General features: G+C 65.5%; 20 protein-coding genes. 16 read left to right on the top strand and 4 right to left on the bottom strand.

Translation table 11 applies throughout. The features are described from left to right. Positions 1 to 12: 12 nt before the first annotated feature. Positions 13 to 1,656, top strand: a complete 1,644-nt coding sequence (locus GGC64_RS19535) for an FAD-binding dehydrogenase (RefSeq protein WP_192724207.1) — start codon at positions 13 to 15, stop codon at positions 1,654 to 1,656. Here GGC64_RS19535 and GGC64_RS19530 read toward each other — a convergent pair. After that, positions 1,653 to 2,306, bottom strand: coding sequence for an MBL fold metallo-hydrolase (locus GGC64_RS19530; RefSeq protein ID WP_192724206.1), 654 nt, complete (start codon positions 2,304 to 2,306; stop codon positions 1,653 to 1,655). The two genes, GGC64_RS19535 and GGC64_RS19530, sit on opposite strands and share 4 nt — an antisense overlap. Before the next feature lie 45 nt (positions 2,307 to 2,351). Here GGC64_RS19530 and GGC64_RS19525 point away from each other — a divergent pair, with 45 nt between their 5' ends. The 9 genes from GGC64_RS19525 to GGC64_RS19485 all read left to right on the top strand — a co-directional run bounded on the left by GGC64_RS19525 (position 2,352) and on the right by GGC64_RS19485 (position 9,271). Continuing rightward, positions 2,352 to 3,032 carry an ATPase gene (locus GGC64_RS19525; RefSeq protein ID WP_192724205.1) on the top strand — a complete coding sequence of 227 codons (681 nt, stop codon included), beginning with the start codon at positions 2,352 to 2,354 and terminating at the stop codon, positions 3,030 to 3,032. A gap of 27 nt (positions 3,033 to 3,059) precedes the next feature. Next, positions 3,060 to 3,299, top strand: coding sequence for a phosphoribosylformylglycinamidine synthase subunit PurS (gene purS / locus GGC64_RS19520; RefSeq protein WP_192724204.1), 240 nt, complete (start codon positions 3,060 to 3,062; stop codon positions 3,297 to 3,299). After that, entirely contained in the window at positions 3,296 to 3,970 is a 675-nt protein-coding gene (purQ, locus tag GGC64_RS19515; protein WP_192724203.1) for a phosphoribosylformylglycinamidine synthase subunit PurQ, read from the top strand. Before purS ends, purQ begins: the two co-directional genes overlap by 4 nt. A gap of 185 nt (positions 3,971 to 4,155) precedes the next feature. Continuing rightward, a complete protein-coding gene (locus tag GGC64_RS19510; RefSeq protein WP_192724202.1) occupies positions 4,156 to 4,440 on the top strand; it encodes a type VII secretion target in 285 nt (94 codons plus the stop codon). 2 nt (positions 4,441 to 4,442) lie between these two features. Beyond that, positions 4,443 to 5,786 carry a hypothetical protein gene (locus GGC64_RS19505; RefSeq protein WP_192724201.1) on the top strand — a complete coding sequence of 448 codons (1,344 nt, stop codon included), beginning with the start codon at positions 4,443 to 4,445 and terminating at the stop codon, positions 5,784 to 5,786. Further along, entirely contained in the window at positions 5,783 to 6,508 is a 726-nt protein-coding gene (locus GGC64_RS19500; protein WP_192724200.1) for a hypothetical protein, read from the top strand. The genes GGC64_RS19505 and GGC64_RS19500 overlap by 4 nt, the downstream gene beginning before the upstream one ends. Before the next feature lie 220 nt (positions 6,509 to 6,728). Further along, positions 6,729 to 7,835, top strand: coding sequence for a hypothetical protein (locus GGC64_RS19495; protein ID WP_192724199.1), 1,107 nt, complete (start codon positions 6,729 to 6,731; stop codon positions 7,833 to 7,835). A gap of 21 nt (positions 7,836 to 7,856) precedes the next feature. Beyond that, positions 7,857 to 8,591, top strand: coding sequence for a hypothetical protein (locus tag GGC64_RS19490; RefSeq protein WP_192724198.1), 735 nt, complete (start codon positions 7,857 to 7,859; stop codon positions 8,589 to 8,591). 83 nt (positions 8,592 to 8,674) lie between these two features. Beyond that, positions 8,675 to 9,271, top strand: coding sequence for a hypothetical protein (locus GGC64_RS19485; protein WP_192724197.1), 597 nt, complete (start codon positions 8,675 to 8,677; stop codon positions 9,269 to 9,271). A gap of 81 nt (positions 9,272 to 9,352) precedes the next feature. Here GGC64_RS19485 and GGC64_RS19480 read toward each other — a convergent pair whose 3' ends face one another. Together GGC64_RS19480 and GGC64_RS19475 are read right to left on the bottom strand one after the other, a co-directional pair. Next, the gene (locus GGC64_RS19480; protein ID WP_192724196.1) at positions 9,353 to 10,150 is read right to left on the bottom strand and encodes a family 1 encapsulin nanocompartment shell protein; all 798 of its coding nucleotides are present in this window, start codon (positions 10,148 to 10,150) and stop codon (positions 9,353 to 9,355) included. Then, the gene (locus GGC64_RS19475; RefSeq protein WP_192724195.1) at positions 10,147 to 11,178 is read right to left on the bottom strand and encodes a Dyp-type peroxidase; all 1,032 of its coding nucleotides are present in this window, start codon (positions 11,176 to 11,178) and stop codon (positions 10,147 to 10,149) included. The genes GGC64_RS19480 and GGC64_RS19475 overlap by 4 nt, the downstream gene beginning before the upstream one ends. Before the next feature lie 43 nt (positions 11,179 to 11,221). Here GGC64_RS19475 and GGC64_RS19470 point away from each other — a divergent pair, with 43 nt between their 5' ends. Both GGC64_RS19470 and GGC64_RS19465 read left to right on the top strand, forming a co-directional pair. Continuing rightward, complete coding sequence (locus GGC64_RS19470) at positions 11,222 to 12,478, top strand: M18 family aminopeptidase (protein ID WP_192724194.1); 1,257 nt, start codon at positions 11,222 to 11,224, stop codon at positions 12,476 to 12,478. A gap of 15 nt (positions 12,479 to 12,493) precedes the next feature. Beyond that, positions 12,494 to 12,841 (top strand): VOC family protein, encoded by a 348-nt coding sequence (locus tag GGC64_RS19465; protein ID WP_192724193.1) that lies wholly within the window; start codon positions 12,494 to 12,496, stop codon positions 12,839 to 12,841. A 213-nt stretch (positions 12,842 to 13,054) separates the two neighbouring features. Here the strand turns inward: GGC64_RS19465 and GGC64_RS19460 are convergent, their stop codons facing one another. Next, on the bottom strand, positions 13,055 to 14,866 hold the full coding sequence (locus tag GGC64_RS19460; protein WP_192725182.1) for a thiamine pyrophosphate-requiring protein: 1,812 nt from the start codon (positions 14,864 to 14,866) through the stop codon (positions 13,055 to 13,057). A gap of 77 nt (positions 14,867 to 14,943) precedes the next feature. On the opposite strand from GGC64_RS19460, the gene purL reads away from it, so the two are divergent. The 4 genes from purL to GGC64_RS19440 are packed head-to-tail and all read left to right on the top strand — an operon-like array spanning position 14,944 to position 20,371. Continuing rightward, positions 14,944 to 17,220 (top strand): phosphoribosylformylglycinamidine synthase subunit PurL, encoded by a 2,277-nt coding sequence (gene purL, locus GGC64_RS19455; RefSeq protein WP_192725181.1) that lies wholly within the window; start codon positions 14,944 to 14,946, stop codon positions 17,218 to 17,220. 7 nt (positions 17,221 to 17,227) lie between these two features. Continuing rightward, positions 17,228 to 18,952 (top strand): alpha/beta hydrolase, encoded by a 1,725-nt coding sequence (locus GGC64_RS19450; RefSeq protein ID WP_192724192.1) that lies wholly within the window; start codon positions 17,228 to 17,230, stop codon positions 18,950 to 18,952. Then, complete coding sequence (locus GGC64_RS19445) at positions 18,952 to 19,593, top strand: CPBP family intramembrane glutamic endopeptidase (RefSeq protein WP_192724191.1); 642 nt, start codon at positions 18,952 to 18,954, stop codon at positions 19,591 to 19,593. The genes GGC64_RS19450 and GGC64_RS19445 overlap by 1 nt, the downstream gene beginning before the upstream one ends. Further along, positions 19,580 to 20,371, top strand: a complete 792-nt coding sequence (locus GGC64_RS19440) for an SDR family NAD(P)-dependent oxidoreductase (RefSeq protein WP_192724190.1) — start codon at positions 19,580 to 19,582, stop codon at positions 20,369 to 20,371. The genes GGC64_RS19445 and GGC64_RS19440 overlap by 14 nt, the downstream gene beginning before the upstream one ends.

Genomic DNA, 20,371 nt, shown 5'->3' with positions numbered 1-20,371 from the left:
ACATTGGCGGCCATGGCTGACGCTGATGTGATCGTGGTGGGTGCCGGGCTGGCCGGCTTGGTTGCCGCCTGTGAGCTGGTCGAACGAGGGCGCAGCGTGCTGATCGTCGATCAGGAGAACGCCAACAACCTCGGTGGTCAGGCGTTCTGGTCCTTCGGCGGGCTGTTCTTCGTCGACAGCCCCGAACAGCGTCGGCTGGGTATTCGCGACAGCCACGAACTGGCGCTGCAGGACTGGCTGGGCACGGCGGGCTTCGACCGGCCCGAGGACCACTGGCCGCGGCAGTGGGCGCATGCCTATGTCGACTTCGCGGCGGGGGAGAAGCGCAGTTGGCTGCGGGAGCGGGGGCTGCAGACCTTTCCGCTCGTCGGGTGGGCTGAGCGCGGCGGCTATGACGCCCGCGGCCATGGCAACTCGGTGCCGCGGTTCCACATCACATGGGGGACTGGCCCGGCGATCGTCGACGTTTTCGCGCGCCGGCTGCTTGGCAATGCGAAGGTGCGGTTCGCCTACAGGCACCGCGTCGACGAGTTGATCGTCGACGGCGGTGCGGTTACCGGTGTACGTGGCGCGGTGCTGGAGCCGACGACGGTCGCGCGCGGTGTGGCGTCGTCACGAAACACCTTCGGCGACTTCGAATTTCGCGCACAGGCGGTGATCGTCGCCAGCGGCGGTATCGGCGGCAATCACGACCTGGTCCGGCAGAACTGGCCCAAGCGGATGGGCCGGGTGCCCGAACAGTTGCTGTCCGGTGTGCCCGCGCATGTCGACGGTCGGATGATCGGCATCACCGAATCCGCTGGGGCCCGCGTCATCAATGCCGACCGGATGTGGCATTACACCGAGGGCATCACGAACTACGACCCGATCTGGCCGCTGCACGGGATCCGGATCATCCCGGGGCCGTCCTCGCTGTGGCTGGACGCCCACGGCAAGCGGTTGCCGTCGCCGTTGTATCCGGGCTTCGACACGCTCGGCACGCTCGAGTACATCTCGCAGACCGGACAGGACTACACGTGGTATCTGCTGAACGCGCGGATCATCGGAAAGGAGTTCGGGCTCTCCGGGCAGGAGCAGAACCCCGATCTCACTGGCCGCAGCGTGCGTGAGGTGCTGTCTCGGGGGCGGGGAGGCGCGCCGGCGCCAGTGCAGGCGTTCGTCGACAAGGGAGTTGACTTCGTCAGCGCAAACTCCTTGCGCGACTTGGTGTCCGCGATGAACGATGTCCCTGACGTGTTGCCGCTCGACTACGGCACTGTCGAGGCGGAGGTCACCGCCCGCGATCGGGAGGTGGCCAATCGGTTCACGAAGGACACCCAGATCGCCTGGATCAGGCTGGCGCGCAACTATCTTGGCGACCGGGTCGCCCGCGTCGCCGCACCGCACCGGCTCACCGACCCGAAGGCGGGTCCGCTGATCGCGGTGAAGCTGCACATTCTGACGCGTAAGTCATTGGGCGGCTTGGAGACTGATCTCGACTCCCGGGCGCTGCGCCCTGACGGCACTGTGTTCGACGGGCTGTATGCAGCGGGTGAGGCCGCCGGTTTCGGTGGCGGCGGCGTGCACGGCTATCGCTCCTTGGAGGGCACGTTCCTTGGCGGATGCGTGTTCTCGGGTCGGGCGGCGGGACGGGCCGCGGCGCGGGCGACGGCCTAGAACTCCCTGCTGCTTTCCTCCTCGAGCACCTGGAAGTCGGTGTCAGTCATCTCGGACAGCCGTCCGTAGTAGATGCCGCGGGCGTTCGGTTCGATGATCGCCTGGTGGATCGGCACCGCGCGGGCGGGCGCGACCGCGCGCAGATACTCGACGGCCTCCGAGATCTTCATCCATGGCGCGGCGGCCGGGGTGGCGAGCACGTCGACGGGCTCGCCAGGGGTGAACAGCGCGTCGCCGGGATGCATCAACCGTGCGGCGTGCGCACCGTCGCCGACGAGATACGAAATGTTGTCGATCACAGGGATTTCCGGGTGAATCACGGCGTGCCGACCGCCGACGCCGCGCACCGTCAGGTGGCCGACGCTGAACTCGTCCCCGACATGCACGGCCTTCCACGGGCCGCCCAGCTGCTGAGCGGTCTGCGGGTCCGCGTACAGCGCGGCCTGCGGGTTGGCCTCGACGAGGGCCGGCAGTCGTTCTGTATCGGCGTGGTCGGGGTGCTGGTGGGTGATCAGGATCGCCGACAGGCCGGTGATTCCCTCGAATCCGTGCGAGAAGTTCCCAGGATCGAACAACACCGTCGTGTCCTCACCGGATTCGCCCTTGAAATTTGCGAGTAAGCATGAATGGCCGAAATGCGTCAATTGCATGCCTATATTGTGGCGCGCAAGGGGCGAGCAGGGGGAAGTTAAGCGGTGCGATTGCTACTGGCGATGGCAATGGTGACCTGCGGGTTGGCTGTCGCCCCGAATGCGGCCTGGCCTGCGCACGCGGTGCCAGGCGTGTGCCCGCCGATCTGCGACGCGATCCCCGATTCGGCGTGGATCGCGCCGACGTCCATTCCGCTGTATCCGGTCTATCGCTGGCCAGGACTGGCAGGCCTGGCGGTGACGGCGCCGTCGCCGCGCTTCGGCTTCGAGGCGATGTGTGGCAGCCCGTTGGTTGCCAACGACCCTCGTGCGTACGCGGTGGCAGCGCGGTCGGTCGTGCTGCACGAGCAGGGCCAGTGGAACCTGTTGGTGCAGGTGATGCATTGGCGCGGTGACTCCGCGACGGGCGGCCCGACGGCGCTGACCGCGCTGGGGACCGCCAGGTCACGACTGCAGGGCTGCCAATCGACGGCCGCGGGAGTCTCGCCTTCGATCACCACTGATGAGCCGCGCCGGATTGCTGCCGTGATCAGCGATGCGGGTCATCAGGTCATGCACGAGTACTTGCTGGCCCACCCCGAGAGCAGCACCGTCGTCGAACTGGCCATGTGGTCGACGCTGCCCCCACGAGTCGACTGGCCTGGGGTCGCCGACGCGCAGCTCTTCGATGCGATGGCCGCGCCACTCTGCGACGCGTACCTCGGATCGTGCCGGTCGGGTGGTTGAGCAGTAGCCGCAGGTAGAGTGATCGCCGTGGCAAGGGTGGTGGTGCACGTGATGCCCAAGGCGGAGATCCTGGACCCGCAAGGGCAGGCGATCGTCGGCGCGCTGGGTCGTCTCGGCTTCGACGGTGTGTCAGATGTCCGGCAGGGCAAGCGATTCGAGCTCGAGGTCGACGACAGCATCGACGACGAGACCCTGGCCGAAATCGCCGAATCTCTGTTGGCGAACACGGTCATCGAGGACTTCAGCGTCAGCAGGGAGCAATCGTGACCGCGCGAGTGGGCGTGATCACATTCCCGGGCACACTTGACGACGTCGACGCGGCACGGGCGGTTCGACTGGCAGGCGCCGAGGCGGTCAGCCTGTGGCACGCCGATGCCGACCTCAAGGGCGTCGACGCTGTTGTGGTGCCCGGTGGTTTCTCGTACGGCGACTATCTGCGATGCGGTGCGATCGCGAAGTTCGCACCTGTGATGGGCGAGGTCGTCCGCGGCGCGGAGCAGGGACTGCCAGTGTTGGGGATTTGCAACGGTTTTCAGGTGCTGTGCGAGGCGGGCCTGCTGCCGGGCGCGTTGACGCGTAACGCGGGCCTGCACTTCGTCTGCCGCGATCTGTGGCTCGAGGTGGCGTCGAATTCGTCGGCGTGGACCTCGCGTTACGACGTCGGCGCCGACATCCTGGTGCCGCTGAAGTCCGGGGAGGGCCGCTACGTCGCCAGCGAGCAGGTGCTCGACGAACTCGAGGGCGACGGCCGCGTGGTGTTCCGCTACCGCGACAATCCCAACGGATCGATGCGCGACATCGCCGGTATCAGCTCGGCCAACGGCCGCGTCGTCGGCTTGATGCCGCATCCAGAGCACGCCACCGAGGCGTTGACTGGTCCGTCCGACGACGGCCTCGGCCTGTTCTACTCCGCGCTGGATCTGGTGCTCGCGGCCTAACCTCCCGAACAGCCGAGCGTGCGTGTCTGCACACGACACGCGGGCGGATGTTGGCATTTTGCGCACGCTCGATGGGATGCCGAGGTGCGCAAATTGGTGTCAGAGCCCCTATATGACCCGTGTTAGGTTCGCATCGGTGGTCGCTGTCACGGCGCCGCCCGGCTTGGTGAACCACGGGAGTATTGGTGCTTGTCGATCCAGAAGTGTTGCGCGCCTTCGCTGCTCAAGTTGATGCCATCGCGGCGACGATCAGTGGAATCGACGTTGGTAATACCTCAACAATTGCGGCCGACGGGTTGCCGGGGTCGGAGACGCAGTGGGCGGCTCGCCAGGTCGGCCACCACCTGGGGCTCGCGGCAAAGGACATCGTGAAGGACATCACGTCCATGGGCCAAGCCGTCCGCGGTGCTGGCGACCGTTACGAGGTCGACGACCACGCGCTGGCAGGCACCTTCAAGCAGCTGTTCTGATCTTGCTGCCTTCACGTTCGCGGTTGCAGAGCTGGAACCCTGAGTCGCTGTTGGCGCCGGCATCGACCATCAGGGCCGCCGGAGGATCGATTTACACCGCGGTCCGCGATCTCGATGATCGAATCGACCGGATGCCTGAGGCGCGGGGATGGGGCGGTGAGGCTCACGCCGCGGCCGCGGACATGTTCGGTCGAGCGACTGACAGGGCGTCACGATTCAAAAACTATGCCGAAGCTTTTGCCGGCGCTCTGGAAAAAGGCAGTTCGTCGATCGGTGGGGCCAGGGCCAAGCTATTGGCGACCGCCGAGGAAATCGACAGCGGACCACTGAACGTCACTGACCAGTGGGTCGTGATGATCGACCCGGCGGAGATGTCAGCGGAGAAGGCCGCTCAACTGCAGAAGGAAGCCGAAGCGGCCCAGGGCGAGGTCAACGGGCTGTTGGAGGCCGTTGACGAAGCCGACGCGTCGACCGCTCGGGCGTTGCTGGTAACGAGGGCAGGCGCTGGATCGGTTTTCACGAATCTGGAGTACGGGCCTCCCGGTCCGGTGCCGCCCGTCCCCGGCGACGACGTGGCAGATCCGAGAACAGAGGAGGGGAGGCAGTTCCAGGAAATCGCCCGTGCTCAGGACATGGCGTCGACGGTCCGCGAAGTCAGCCACTCAGTGGACAAGGACGGCAACCAGATCACCACGTTCACGATGCTGGACGGCAGCAAACAGGTAACGACGGAGTACATCGACCAAGGCTTGCCCAGCGAGCAGGTGTACCCAGCGGGGACGATCACGGTGCTGCACACCGACAAGAACGGGAAAACGGTATCGCTGACGTCGACCATTCCGCGTGAGGACGGCGGCAAGTCGACCGAGGTGTGGTACGGCGATGGAACGCACGTCGTGATGTCGGAAACCGCCGACGGAGTCCGCACCGGTAGCTGCACGACGCCTGACGGTCGGCACGCCGTGTTGCCGGACTCGTTCTTCAACGACCCGATTCCCACATTGGCCGGCGGTGCGCTCTCGGGGCTGGAAACCAAAGCCGACAAAGGCATTCCGGGGCTGTCGATGGCGGAACTGGAGAAGGTCAAAGCCGGCGCGAAATGGGGTGGGCCGGCGCTGGGCATCGCGACGATGGCCTACAACATGGTCACGGCGGATACCTTGTACGACCGCTGCGTTGCCGCGTGGTCGGGTGGTGTTGGGGTGGCCGGAGGTCTCGCAACCTCTGTTGTCGTGGGAGCCATACCGGGAGTCGGTCCAATCGCGGCGTTCGGCGCAAACACGGCGGGCGGCTTCGTCTTCGGATACGTGGGGGAATTGGTCGGCAACGTAATGTGCGCGCCGTGAAGTCGTCGCTCGCTACCGCGTACCTGTGGATTCTCTTCGGTCCTTTGGGTATTTTCTGCCTCATTTGGGCATTCGTCTACATCGCGCGCGGAGAGTACCTATCGGCCGTCGTGGCACTGGGATTCGCGGTCTTCACGCTGGGCTTGATATTGATGCTGGCCGTCGTCGCCCTGCGAAAAGTGAAGCCGCGCATCCAGCGTGAGAGTGACGGAATCATGGTGCGGCCGGACCGGCGAGTGGACGCCCTTTTGATGGCTTCGACCTTCGGGGCGTTCCTCGGGATGGCGTGCTACGCCGTTTTCGCACCTCTCGATATGATCGCCATTCGCGTGCCACGCAACGACGTGAGGTACTTCGTGTTCGCTTGTGCCGCCGCAACGTTGGTAGGCGTTTTCAGTGTGCTCCAGATCGTCAGACGACGCGGGACGAGTTACGTCCGCATGACGGTCGACAACCTGGAGTTGGGAAACACGGTGAACTCCGCGCTGCGAACATGGGACGAAGTGACAGATGTCGCGGACAGACCCCAGAACTCGCGCCGATCCAGTGGAACCACCTACATCACAACCACCGAGGGGCGTACTCGAATCTTGCCCTCTGACTGGTACACACCAGGCGGTCACGCGCTGCGGGAGTTTGTGCGCTACTACTGGAAACATCCCGATGACCGTCAGGAACTAACCGACGGCCGGGCTCTGCGGCGGCTCGAGACAGAATCCTGAGGCACGAATGATGCTGAAAATCCTGTGGCTCTTCGCAGCCTTGCTCGTGTTGGTCGGCTGCGGTGGCCGCGCTGCAGAGGAGCAGCCGCATGCCGCACCGTCGGTGACGGGCCTGCCGCAACAGACTCTGCTGTCCTCATCGATGCGCCGGCAGCCGGTGCCTGGGTGGACAACGACCGCGAAGGACCTAGGTCTTCCGCCGGGAACAGTAGTGCGGCCGGTGGGCAATATCGGTGATCGTGGCGTCTTCCTGGGTATTGCAGGCGAGGGGTGGTGGCTGCTTGGCCTCGACGTGACGAATGGTCGGCGTGTGTTCGGACCGGTGCGCCTCGGATCGGCCGGTGATGCAACGGATTTCAACTGTTACGTCAACGGCCCACCCGCGGTTCTGTGCGTACGACAAGGGCCTGACCCCAAAGTGCCGTCAACCGCATGGGCGGTCGATACGTCGTCGGGCACACTAACCTTCGACGGTCCTACCGATCTGCGCGTAGCGAGAACGGACGGTCAGCCCATTCTCGAACAGATCGGCGACTACGCCGTTGCGACCGTCACCGGCAAAGGCATCTACGGCGTGGGATCGCGTGGCGAGCTGACCTGGTTCGTGCCCGGCAACGGCATACTTCCCGCTCAGTTCACCAAGATGGCGCGTGACAGCGCTCCATCGACGCTCGCAGTCCAAGGCAGTGGCCAGGTAAGTGACATCGTGTTCTCTGTCGTCGACGGAAAAATTGTGAAACCTGCTGTGCTGCAGGATGTTCAGCTTGGTCAGGCAGTTGTCTATCCCGGGGGCTTCGGTTACGAATACACCGAGGGACCTGATCTCACGGAACGGGTCGCCTTCTTCGACAACACCGGCAAGAAGGTCGGTGAGCCGCAGGGGGATGGCCGTCTCGAGACCCGCTCCTTAGACCTCCCTGTTGTGGGGTCGGCTTCCAACAATCGTGTTTACAGCATCGATGGCAGAAAGCTGCTCGACCTGCCGCCATCGGTACCGTCGCCAGATGCACGTCTGATCGGGTTTCGGTTCTACATCTCGACCGATGCCGACCATCGAAGATGGCAGCAATTCGACTTGCGAACGGCCAAGGCAGGGAAAGCGTGTGAAGGCGCAAGCCTCGGTTACCAGTACATCGCGTCAGACGGCGAGGTTGCGGTCGCCCTGACGGCGGAATCTCCTGCACAAGGTGTCGACCTAGCGACCTGCGACACGCTGTGGTCGATTCCGGGTTCCGCGCCGAACGAAGCCAAAGAGGTGTGGAAGGTGAACACGACATTGGTTCAACGCACCGACGACAAGCTCTTCTCGTTGGTGGCTCCCCACTGACGGCCAGGAAGTTCGCCGCTGATGAAGATGTCCACTGCGATACTGGCCTGGCTTTTCTTCGGCACCATCGGAACTGTTGCCGCGTTTTTGGCTGTGCGCAGTCTGGTGCGTGGTGAGTACCCGTCGGCCGTTGTGGCGCTTGGTGGCTGCGCGTTCTGCTACGGGTTGATATTTCCTGTGGCTAAGGCTGTCCGAGGCACGGTGACTCCACGCGTAGAAGTCGACGACGCGGGCACGACGTTTCGGCCCGATCGCGTCATCGACACATCCATCCAGGTGTCGCTCGCCGGCGCCGTCGTAGCCTGCGCCCTGATCGTGGTACTCGTACCACTCGGGAAGCTGGATATCCCGGTGCCACCCTTCATGCGCTACTCGCTGCCGTTTGTCAGCGCCGTGCTTGTGGCGATGGGCGCACCGATGTTGTGGCGGAATGTAAGTCGGGGCAGCACCAAGTACCTGCGCGTGACGCCGGCCGGATTCGAGTTGTCAGAAGGTTTTCGGTCAAATTCGGGTGGCTGGGAGCAAGTCCACGACGTCACCGACGAGGAACCGAGCAAACAGGCGCCAACACCGAACGCGATCGTGTTCGTCATGTCAGACGAAAGCACCGCCACGATCGCAGCCGGTGGGATGACACCTTACGGTGCAGCATTGCGAGAACTCGTCCGGTTCTATTGGCAGCACCCAGAATCCCGGGGCGAACTCACCGACGGGAGAGCGCTCAAGCGTCTGGCGCAGATTCAAGCGAAGAACTGAGCCATCTGAACTGAGAGCAATTTCGCATTCCCCGCATGATCCGCCTGTCACAATTGGTGCACGCTGCAGAAGGGGCACGGTCGATGATCGTCTTGACAGACCACGTGCATACCTGGGGTTGCACCGCCACGGTTCACTACTCCCACGCACCGCACACAGTCGTCGCCCAGTCAACGCTGGCGCTGCATCTGGAGTTCAACTCCAATCTTCCGCCACATCCAATGTTCCGCAGTTATGCGCTCTTTCAGAACGTCGTCGTCAACGGAGCGGCGACCGTGGTGAACGGACCTTCCTTCGTCGCGGCGGACGTGACCGAGATGCACTTCCAGTTGATCTCCGACAACGGTGCGGCGGCCGCCGTCGTCAACCAGTTCGACACCACGGGCTCATTCAGCGGGCCACCCCAAACGGCCACCAGTGTGCGGATGGTCTCCTTTCATCGCCCGTCGAACGGAACCACCGCATACGTCCACACCACCAAGGTTTATGCCGGCGGCCGTGACATCCCTGAAGACGAAGCCGTCCAGACGGCGATGCACGGGCTGACGGGCCTCGGCTTGAACCCGGCAGATCTCATCATGAAGGTGACGACGGACGCCGCACACCTAGCTCGTCCGCAACGGCTCGATCTGGAAGCGAATGAGCTCGTCGACGAGGTAACCGATCCACGGATCGGGTAATCGAGCGCCGCGAGCGTGCGCGAAATGTACGCAAATTACGGCGTGTCGGCGTGCAGACACGCACGCTCGGCGTAGTTGGGGCTAGGGAGTCAAGGCGACTGAGGCTTCGGCCGTGTAGCAGAGGAACGTCAGCGTCTCCTCGAGATACAGCTCGACATTGTCGGCGTCGTGCGACAGGTAACCGATCGACACGTCGGTGCCCAGCTGCAGGTCGAAATCGCCGCCGCGCGTTGACAACACGAACGCACCGTCGATCGCGGGGGCCCAGATGATGTCGCCGTCGACGAGACGGTTGAGGTGCTCGCGGATCGGATAGCCGTGTTCGGTCGTCTCGCTGACCTTGGTGTAGACATCGGCCGACAGCAGCACGCAATAGGGCCCGTCGACACCCGCGAGCCGCAGCTCCGACAACGCTTGGGCAATCACGTCAGGGATCTCGCGTGCATCCTGCGGCAGGGCCAGCGCCGGGTTCGAGCTGCACGCCCGAATGCCCTCGATGGACGCGGCCTCATACCCCTCGAAGATCGCGCGGTCCTCCACGAAAGCCAGCTTCTTCGCCGCGTCCTTCACCGGATCCCAATCCGAATCCTGCGCACCGCGTTCGACATCGTCAATTGCGTTGCGCGACACCGTGAACGGCACCCGCAACCGCACCAGCGGCTTGCTGTCGCGCAGATGCGCCACCACGCCATCGCCAGGCGCCGCGACATCACTGAGATGACCCGTGCTGATCGCCGCGGTCACTGGGCCGCCCGGTTCGCTGACGTCGACCACACGCCGTCCCGCGATGTGCCGCTTGAACGTTCGCGTCGCTTCCTCTTCGATCTGCGCCCATGCGCCTTCGGTGATCGGAGCCAGATCGCGATACAGGTTGTTCATTGGCGGGTTCCTTTCAGGCTGCCGATACCCAGCGAGCCGTTCCTGACGGGCGCGACGGTGACTTCGGGCTGCTCTTCTTCGGGCTCCGAATTCGGAAGCGGTGGAGGGTCATTGAGAAAGTCGACGATCGGTGTGAAGAACTTGCCACCGGTGATCGCGGTCGAGAACTCCAGGATGTGGTCCGTGTTGCCCGGCGGGTCGCCGACGAACATGTTGCGCAGCATCTGCTCGGTGACCGCGGCGGTGCGCGAGTAGCCGATGAAGTACGTGCCGTACTCGCCCTTGCCGATCTCCCCGAACGGCATGTTGTGCCGGACGATCTTCAGCTCGTTGCCGTCTTCGTCCTCGATGACATTCAGCGCAATATGCGAATTCGCCGGCTTGACATCGTCATCCATCTCGATGTCCTCGAGCTTGCTCCGCCCGATCACCAACTCCTGCTCCGTGACCGACAGCGCATCCCACGCCGACATGTCGTGCAGGTATTTCTGCACGTGCACATAGCAGCCGCCTGCAAAATCGGGATCCTCGTCGCCGATCTCGGTGGCGGACACCGCAAGTGGGCCGTCCGGGTTCTCGGTCCCGTCGACGAAACCGAGCAGATCCCTGTTGTCGAAAAACCGGAAGCCGTGCGTCTCGTCGACGACCGTGACCGGTCCCAGCGCCTTGACGATGCGGCCGGCCAGCTCAAAGCACATGTCCATCGACATGGCCTTGATGTGGAACAGCAGATCCCCTGGCGTCGCAGGCGCTTCGTGGCGGCCCCCGGTCAGCTCGATGAACGGCGTCAGCTCAGCGGGACGCGGGCCGGAGAACAGCCGATCCCAGGCATCCGATCCGATCGACGTGACCACCGACAACCTCTTGTCCGGGTCACGGAAGCCGACGGCGCGGACCAGTCCAGCGATGTCGGGCAGCGCGTCGTGGACTTCTTGGACCGCCCCCTCCTCTTCATTGATGGTGACCACCAAGAAGATGGCTGCAGGTGTCAACGGCGCCGTTACCGGTTGCGGCAGTGGGTCGGGCACCGTTCGACCTTATCGTCAAGATCGTCGGCAATGATGGTTAACCATGTCCGCAAGTGCACAGGGGCTGTGCGAGTTCATCGACGCCTCACCGTCGCCGTTCCACGTCTGCGCGACGGTGGCGCAGCGCCTCGTCGACGCAGGGTTTACGGAGCTGTCCGAGGCCGACGCCTGGCCCGCCTCGGGCCGCTTCTTCACCGTGCGCGCCGGCTCGCTGGTCGCGTGGATCGCCGGCACCGACCCGAACACACCGTTCCGCGTGGTCGGCGCGCATACCGACAGCCCCAACCTGCGGGTCAAGCAACACCCCGACCGCTTCGTCTCCGGCTGGCAGGTTGTGGCGCTGCAGCCATACGGCGGGGCGTGGCTGAACTCGTGGCTCGACCGCGACCTCGGCGTCAGCGGCCGACTCTCACTGCGTGTCGGCAACACCGTCGACCATTGGCCGGTCCGCATCGATGAGCCGATCCTGCGGGTGCCGCAGTTGGCCATCCATCTGGCCGACGATCGCAAGGCGGTGGCCCTTGACCCGCAGCGGCACGTCAACGCGGTGTGGGGCGTCGGCAGCGGCAGCCGGTCATTTCTGCGCTATGTCGCCGAGCATGCGGGCGTCGCGGAGGCCGACGTGCTCGGCTACGACCTGATGACCCACGACCTGACGCCCTCACGGCTGGCCGGCGTCGACCAAGAGCTTGTGAGCGCACCCCGGTTGGATAACCAAGCCACCTGCTACGCCGGCCTCGAAGCGCTGCTGGCCGTCGAACCCACCGATCACGTTCCGGTACTCGCCCTCTTCGATCACGAGGAGGTCGGCTCGCAGTCCGACCACGGCGCGCAGTCCGACTTGCTGCCGACGGTTCTGGAGCGGATCACGCTGGCGGCGCGCGGCAGCCGGGAGGATTTCCTGCGACGGGCGTCGCGCTCGATGGTGGCATCGGGCGACATGGCGCATGCCACCCATCCGAATTACCCCGAGCGGCACGAACCGGGCCACCTCATCGAGGTCAACGCGGGCCCGGTGCTCAAGGTGCAGCCCAATCTGCGGTACGCCACCGACGGGCGCACCGCGGCCGCCTTCGCGCTGGCATGCGCTCAAGCGGGGGTCCCGCTGCAGCGCTACGAGCATCGCGCCGACCTGCCATGTGGCTCCACCATCGGTCCGATGACCTCCGCGCGCACCGGCATCCCCACCGTCGACGTCGGTGCCCCGCAACTCGCCATGCATTCCGCGCGCGAGGTGATGGGTGCCGCCGATGTCGCCGCCTACTCCGCCGCGCTTCAGGCTTTTTTGTCACCCCTGTGATCTAGGGTCGGCGCCATGGCGCTCAATGTGGAATCGATCACCTTCGACACAACCGACCCCGACAAGGCCGCGCAGTGGTGGGCACAAGCCGCGGGCGGGCAGCTAACCCCTTATGTCCCTGGCGAATACGTCGCCGTCGAACGGCAGCCGGGCCCCAAGCTGCTGTTCCAGAAGGTCGCCGACCCGACACCGGGGAAGAACAAGATCCACCTCGATTTCTCCGCCGCCGACGTCGACGCCGAGGTGAAGCGGCTCGTAGATCTCGGTGCCACCGAAAATGGGCGGCACAGCATGGGCCCTGTCGCCTGGGTGGTGCTCACCGACCCGGAGGGCAACGCCTTCTGCGTCACCGACGAGGGCTGACCTGGTGATCGTCTAATTCCGCGGCGGCGAGGTGGTTCTGCAATCGAAGGAGGCACTGCTCGGCGTACCACAGGACGTTGTAGTTCCTGTCGCTGAAGTCAGTGACGCTGCAAGGTTCGCCGGCGGCGGGCACGAGTAGCACGTACCCGCCGTTTGCCGAGCGCAAACCCGGGGCGTCGCTGACGTAGGTCTCGAGCCGCAGCGCTCGAGCGCCTACGCGCCGCTTTTGGGCGACAAACCTGCGCGCGTAAGGAGTTCCGCCGCTTTGTTTTTCGCAATTTCTCCGACCACATGCCAGCCGTTCGGATCGCCCTTGAGGAGGGCCTCGGTCATCGACTTCATCTCGTCGTAGGTGGTGTGTGGCGGGATCGGGGGCACCTCGGGATCGGTCCGCATGTCGAGCACGATGGGTTCGTTGGTCGCCAGCGCCTGATCCCATGCCGACCCAACCGCGTCGGGATCGTCGACGGCGATCGCCTTGAGCCCCATCGTGCGGGCCACCTCGGCGTAGGACACGTCGGGCAGTGCCTGCGACTCGTCGAACTTCGGCGCGCCGCCCATCGCGCGCAGTTCCCAGGTGACGTGGGAGAGGTCGTTGTTGTGGAACACGCACACCACCAGTCGCGGATCCGACCACTGCCGCCAGTACCTGCGGATGGTGAGCAGTTCGGCCAGGCCGTTCATCTGCATCGCGCCGTCGCCTGCCAAAGCGATCACCGGCCGGTCCGGGTGTGCGTATTTGGCGCCGATCGCATAGGGCACCGCCGGGCCCATGGTCGCCAGCGTCCCCGACAGCGACCCGCGCATGTCCGGGCCGAACCGCAGACAGCGCGCGTACCAGTTGGTCGACGACCCCGAGTCACCGACGACGATCGCGTTAGCGGGCAGCCGGCTGGATAGTTCCCACACGACCCGCATCGGGTTCACCGGATCGGCCGACAGCATGGCCTGCCGTTCCACCGTCTGCCACCATTGCGCGACGTTGGCCTCGACGGTGTCCCGCCACGAGCGCTCTGTCTTGCGGGTCAGCAACGGAAGCAGTTGCACCAGAGCGGTTTTGGCGTCCGCAACGATGTTGACCTCGGTGGGATAGCGCATGCCGATGTTGGCGCCGTCGATGTCGATCTGCACCGCGCGGGCCTTGTCGTACTCGGGCAGGAACTGGCTGTACGGGAAGTTGGACCCCACGATCAGCAACGTGTCGCAGTCCCGCATCAACTCATAGCTGGCCCTGGTGCCCAGCAGGCCGATCGACCCCGTGACATACGGAAGGTCGTCGGAGAGCACGTCCTTGCCGAGCAGCGCCTTCGCCACACCGGCGCCGGTGCGTTCGGCCACCTCGTGGATCTCGGCCGCGGCACCCCGGGCACCCTGACCCACCAGAATCGCGACGCGCGATCCGCTGTTCAGAATGTCGGCGGCCAGTGAGATCGCATCGGGATTGGCGGTCAGCACCGGTTCGACGTCGTGTGGCGCGCTCGACGGCACCTGTTTGAATGCGTGCGCCGGTGGCTCGTAGGCCTCCTCCTGCAGATCCGACGGGATCACGATCGCCGTCGGCGCACGCCGCGCTTGCGCGGTCCGGAACGCGCGATCGAGAGCATTGGGCAGCTGGCTGGCGACGTTGACCTCGACCAGGTAGTCGCTGGCCACGTCCTTGAACAGGGTCTGCAGATCGACCTCTTGCTGGTAACTGCCGCCCATTGCGCTGCGTGCCGTCTGCCCGACGATCGCCACGACCGGGGTGTGGTCGAGTTTGGCGTCGTAGAGCCCGTTGAGCAGGTGAATCGCGCCAGGCCCCGACGTCGCCATGCACACGCCGACCTCGCCGGAGAATTTCGCGTAGCCGGTGGCCTGAAACGCCGACATCTCCTCGTGGCGCGACTGGATGAACCGCGGGTTGTTGTCGGCCTTGCCGAACGCGGCGATCAGCCCGTTGATCCCGTCGCCGGGATAGCCGAAGACCTGGCCGACGTGCCATTCGCGTAGACGGGACAAGATGTAGTCGGCGACGGTTTGGCCCATACGCGTCGCGATACCCGCCATGATCGGTGCCAAACTAGACTGGCCGGGTGACGTCGGAGCTAACCCACGGCCTGAATATCGCTGACACCGTCGACCACGCCACCGCCACTCCCGAGCAACCTCAGCCGTTTCGCGAACTCGGCCTGAAGGATGACGAGTACCAGCGGATACGTGAGATCCTCGGCCGTCGGCCCACCGACGCCGAGCTGGCCATGTACTCGGTGATGTGGAGCGAGCACTGCTCCTACAAATCCTCCAAGGTGCATCTGCGTTACTTCGGTGAGACCACCACCGAAAAGATGCGCGAGGCAATGCTCGCAGGCATCGGCGAGAACGCGGGCGTCGTCGACATCGGCGACGGCTGGGCGGCCACCTTCAAGGTGGAGTCGCACAACCACCCGTCCTACATCGAGCCGTATCAGGGCGCGGCCACCGGTGTCGGCGGCATCGTCCGCGACATCATGGCCATGGGCGCGCGCCCGGTCGCAGTCATGGACCAACTGCGCTTCGGCGCCGCCGACGCGCCTGACACCCGCCGGGTCGTCGACGGTGTGGTGCGGGGCATCGGCGGCTACGGAAACTCGCTGGGGCTGCCCAACATCGGTGGGGAGACGGTTTTCGACGCGTCGTATGCCGGCAACCCGTTGGTGAACGCGCTGTGCGTCGGCGTGCTGCGCAAGGAAGATCTGCACCTGGCGTTCGCGTCGGGCACCGGTAACAAGATCATCCTGTTCGGGGCGCGCACGGGTCTCGACGGCATCGGCGGCGTTTCGGTGCTGGCGTCGGAGACATTCGGCGGCGACGAATCCGGTGCGCCCGGCCGCAAGAAGCTGCCAAGCGTTCAGGTGGGCGATCCCTTCATGGAGAAGGTGCTCATCGAATGCTGCCTCGAGCTGTACGCCAACGACCTGGTCGTCGGCATCCAGGATCTCGGCGGCGCCGGATTATCTTGTGCCACATCGGAACTCGCGTCTGCCGGTGATGGCGGCATGCGTATCGAGCTGGACACCGTGCCACTGCGGGCGGCCAACATGACGCCGGCCGAGATTCTGTCGAGCGAGTCGCAGGAACGCATGTGTGCGGTCGTCACGCCGGAAAACGTCGACAAGTTCATGGCCGTGTGCCGCAAGTGGGAGGTGCTGGCCACCGTCATCGGTGAGGTCACCGACGGCGACCGGCTGCAGATCACCTGGCACGGCGAGACCGTGGTCGACGTGCCGCCGCGCACCGTCGCCCACGAGGGTCCGGTCTACGAGCGTCCGGTGCAGCGTCCTGACACTCAGGACGCGTTGAACGCCGACACGTCGGCCAAGCTTCCGAGGCCGTCGACGGGCGACGAACTCAAGGCGACTTTGCTTGCGCTGGTTGGCAGTCCGCACCTGTGCAGCCGGGCCTTCATCACCGAGCAGTACGACCGGTACGTACGCGGCAACACCGTGCTCGCCGAACACGCCGACGGCGGGGTGCTGCGCGTCGACGAAGCGAGCGGGCGCGGCATCGCGGTGTCCACCGACGCATCCGGGCGCTACACCCAGCTCGACCCGTACACGGGCGCTCAGCTCGCGCTGGCCGAGGCGTATCGCAACGTCGCAGTCACCGGTGCGAAGCCGGTTGCGGTGACCAACTGCCTCAACTTCGGCTCGCCCGAGGACCCCGGCGTGATGTGGCAGTTCAGTCAGGCCGTCCGTGGCCTCGCCGACGGCTGTGCGGCACTTGGCATTCCGGTCACCGGCGGCAACGTCAGCTTCTACAACCAGACGGGGACCGCGCCGATCCTGCCGACGCCGGTCGTCGGTGTGCTGGGTGTCATCGACGATGTCAAGCGCCGCATTCCGACCGGCCTCGGGGCAGAACCCGGCGAAACGCTGATCCTGCTCGGCGACACCCGCGACGAGTTCGATGGGTCGATCTGGGCGCAGGTCACCGCCGATCATCTCGGTGGGTTGCCGCCGCGCGTCGACCTGCCGCGCGAGAAGTTGATCGCCGAGGTGCTCGCCGCGGGGTCTCGTGACGGGATGGTCTCGGCTGCGCACGATCTGTCCGAAGGCGGGCTGGTGCAGGCGGTCGTCGAGGCGGCCCTCGCTGGCGAAACCGGTTGCCGCATTGTGCTTCCCGAGGGCGCCGATCCCTTTGTCACGCTGTTCTCGGAGTCCGCGGGGCGGGTGCTGGTCGCGGTGCCCCGAACCGAGGAGAGCAGGTTCACCGCGATGTGTGAGGCGCGCGGGCTGCCCGCAGCGCGCATCGGGGTCGTGGACGAGGCCAGCGACGCGATAGAAGTGCAAGGCTTGTTCACGGTTTCGCTGGAGGACCTGCGCAGTACGTCGGAGGGCGTGCTTCCCCGGTTGTTCGGGTGAGCTTCGGGTGACCGGGGCACCTCGCGAACGACATCCGCTACTCGTCTGGGCGTGGAGCCTGGTCCACCTCGACTTCACCGGGATCGCTTTCGGCGCGCTGTTCTTCTGCCTCTCGCTGACCCCTTCGCTGCTCCCGCGTGACTGGCTGTTCCAGGGACTGATCGGTGGGCTCAACGCGGCGATCGGCTACGGCATCGGCGCATTCGTGGAAAAGATGTTGCGGCGCTTCGTGGTACGTCGCCTCAAGTGGTGGCCGCCGCCGAGGCGGGCGATGTATGCCGTGAAAACGGTGATCGTCGCGGGATCGGCGACGGCGTGTGTGCTGATGATGATCCCCGCTGCCGCATGGCAACGTCAGGTGTCGGCGGTGATGGGCATGGAGGGCCCGAACACGCTGGGTTACCTGCGCACCCTGATCGTCGCGGTGCTGGTCGGTGCGGTGTGCGTCGGGGTAACTCGGGTGCTGCTCGACCTCATCAAGACGATGGCCCGCTTCTTGATCAGGCGTTGGCACCTGCACGACGAGATGGCGTTGTTCATCGGCACCGCGATCGTCGTCGTGTTGGCCATCACCCTGATCAACGGTGTGCTCGTCCGCGGGTTCCTGGCAGGCGCCAACCGCGTGTTCCAGCCGCAGAACACCACCACCCGCGAGGGGATCGTGCAGCCGCAGCAGCCTGAACGTTCCGGCAGCCCAACGTCTTTCGCGCCGTGGGACACGCTCGGCTTCCAGGGTCGCAACTTCGTCGCCACTGGTCCGCACGCCGACGGGCTCACCCGACTCAACGGTAAACCCGCCAAGGAGCCGGTGCGCGTTTACGTCGGCCTGAACACCGCCGACGACGACGAGAGCCGAATGGCGGTGCTGCTGAGCGAACTCGAGCGCACCGGGGCCTTCGACCGCAAGCTGCTCGTCATCGTCCCGACTACCGGCACCGGGTGGATCAACCCGATTGCCGCGCGAGCTCTGGAGATGATGTACAACGGCGACACCGCGCTCGTCGGGTCGCAGTATTCCTTTCTGCCGAGCTGGATTTCGTTTCTGGGCGACGAAGAAAAGTCGATGCGTTCCGGCAGGATGATGATCGAAGCCATCCACGATCGGTGGAGCAAGCTGCCGCCCGATCACCGGCCCAAGCTGGTGCTCTACGGCGAAAGCCTCGGTTCGATGGCCGGGCAGGGCGCGTTCGACTGGTTGCCGGACATCTCGCGGATGGGCTTCTCGTCGGTGCTGTGGGTCGGGCCACCCAACGCCAGCCCGATCTGGAGCGGCATCATCGCGCGGCGCGATCCCGGCACCACGGCGGTGAACCCACGCTACGACAACGGGCGCACCGTGCGGTTCTCACAAGGCGTCGACGCCAACGAGATTCACAGCGACACGATGTCGCCATGGGAGGGCACCCGGGTGCTGTTTCTGCAGCATCCGTCGGACCCGATCGTGTGGTGGTCGCAGGATCTGCTGTTCGACCGCCCAGACTGGTTGAGGGAACCGCCGGGCCGCGACCGCACCTCGTCGATGCGCTGGTATCCGATCATCACGTTCTGGCAGGTGGCCGCGGACATGACGAACGCCTCGTCGGTTCCCGGTGGACACGGCCACAACTACGGCGACTTCGTGCTCGACGGCTGGGCCGCCGTCGCCCCGCCCGACGGCTGGACGCAGCACGACACCGAACGCATCCGCATCGCGCTGGAGAAGACGGAAGCCGAAGACGGGCCCGAATACTGATGCGGCCCAGTAAGTTACGCGCGGTCGGCCTGGCTGCGGCAATGGTGGGCTGGAGCTTTGCCGCACCGCGAGTGCGCTGGCATCCGATTCCCAACGCGGCGCTTGGCACCGGACTCGTCGCAGCAACCGGCTCGCCGCTGGGCCTGCGCCCGCCGGCGTTGTGGTCGGGCATCCGGTACGGCTCTGCGGCAGGCGCCGTCGCGGCGCTCGGTGTCTTCGCGACCAGTGCGTTGCCGCCCGTGCGCCGGGCTATGGCTGCGCGCGAGCTACCCGAGCATCCCGCCCGCTGGCTGCTGCTGAGCATTCCGATCGGCACGGTATGGCCCGAGGAAGCCGCCTACCGCGCCACGCTTGGCACCGTCGCCGAAGAGGCGTTCGGCCCGACGCGCGGCCGGCTGTTGCAGGCCGCGGCGTTCGGGTTGTGGCACATCGTCGATGCCCGGGTCACTGGCCAACCGGTGCTGGGCACCGTGCTGTTCACCGGCATCGGGGGGTGGTTGTTCGGCTGGCTGCACAGGCGGTCCGGCAGCCTGGCCGCGCCGATGCTGGCGCACCTGGCTGTGAACCAGGCAGCCGGGCTGGCCGCTCTTGGCGTGCAACGGCGCGCCAGGCAGCTAGGGTCTACCAATGGTCAGCGCTGATCGCGCGAGCTCGCGCACATTCGTCGTCACCGGAGTCGCGTCAGGCATCGGTCTTGCGACCGCGCGTCGGCTGTTGGCCGAGGGCGGCACCGTGATCGGCACCGACTTGGCCGCCCCGCCAGACGATCTCGGTGCGCGGTTCGAGTTCGTGGCGGCCGACATCAGCGACGAATCCGCGGTCGGCTCGGTGTTCGCCGCGGTTCCTGATCGACTCGACGGCGTCGTTCACTCCGCTGGCGTGGCCGGCGGCGGTCCCATCCATCTGCTGCCGCAGTCCGAATGGGAACGCGTGATCGGAATCAACCTGACCGGGACGTTCTTGGTCGCCAAGGCGGCGGTGGCCGGAATGATCGAGCAGCCACGGGTGGACGGCGAGCGCGGCTCGATCGTCACGCTCGCCAGCGTCGAGGGCCTGGAGGGGACCGCGGGCGGCAGCGTATACAACGCCTCGAAGGGCGGCGTCGTGTTGCTCACGAAAAACATTGCGCTGGACTATGGTCCGAGTGGAATTCGGGCAAATGCCATCTGCCCCGGCTTCGTTGACACGCCGATGCTGGCCAGCGTGATGGGCCTGGAGGGAATGGAGGGCCCACTGCGCTCCATCACCGAGGAACATGCGCTGGGCCGCCGAGGTCAACCCGACGAGATCGCCGCGGTTGCGGCTTTCCTTGTCTCCCTTGACGCGTCGTTCGTGACCGGCCAGGCGATCGCGGTGGACGGCGGCTACACCGCCGGCCGTGATCACGGCGTAGTCAAGCTCTTCGGCTTCCCCGACTGA

It is taken from the genome of Mycobacterium sp. OAS707, assembly GCF_014873705.1.
Taxonomy (GTDB): Bacteria; Actinomycetota; Actinomycetes; order Mycobacteriales; family Mycobacteriaceae; genus Mycobacterium.
This window is presented reverse-complemented; position numbering and strand designations above follow the sequence as displayed.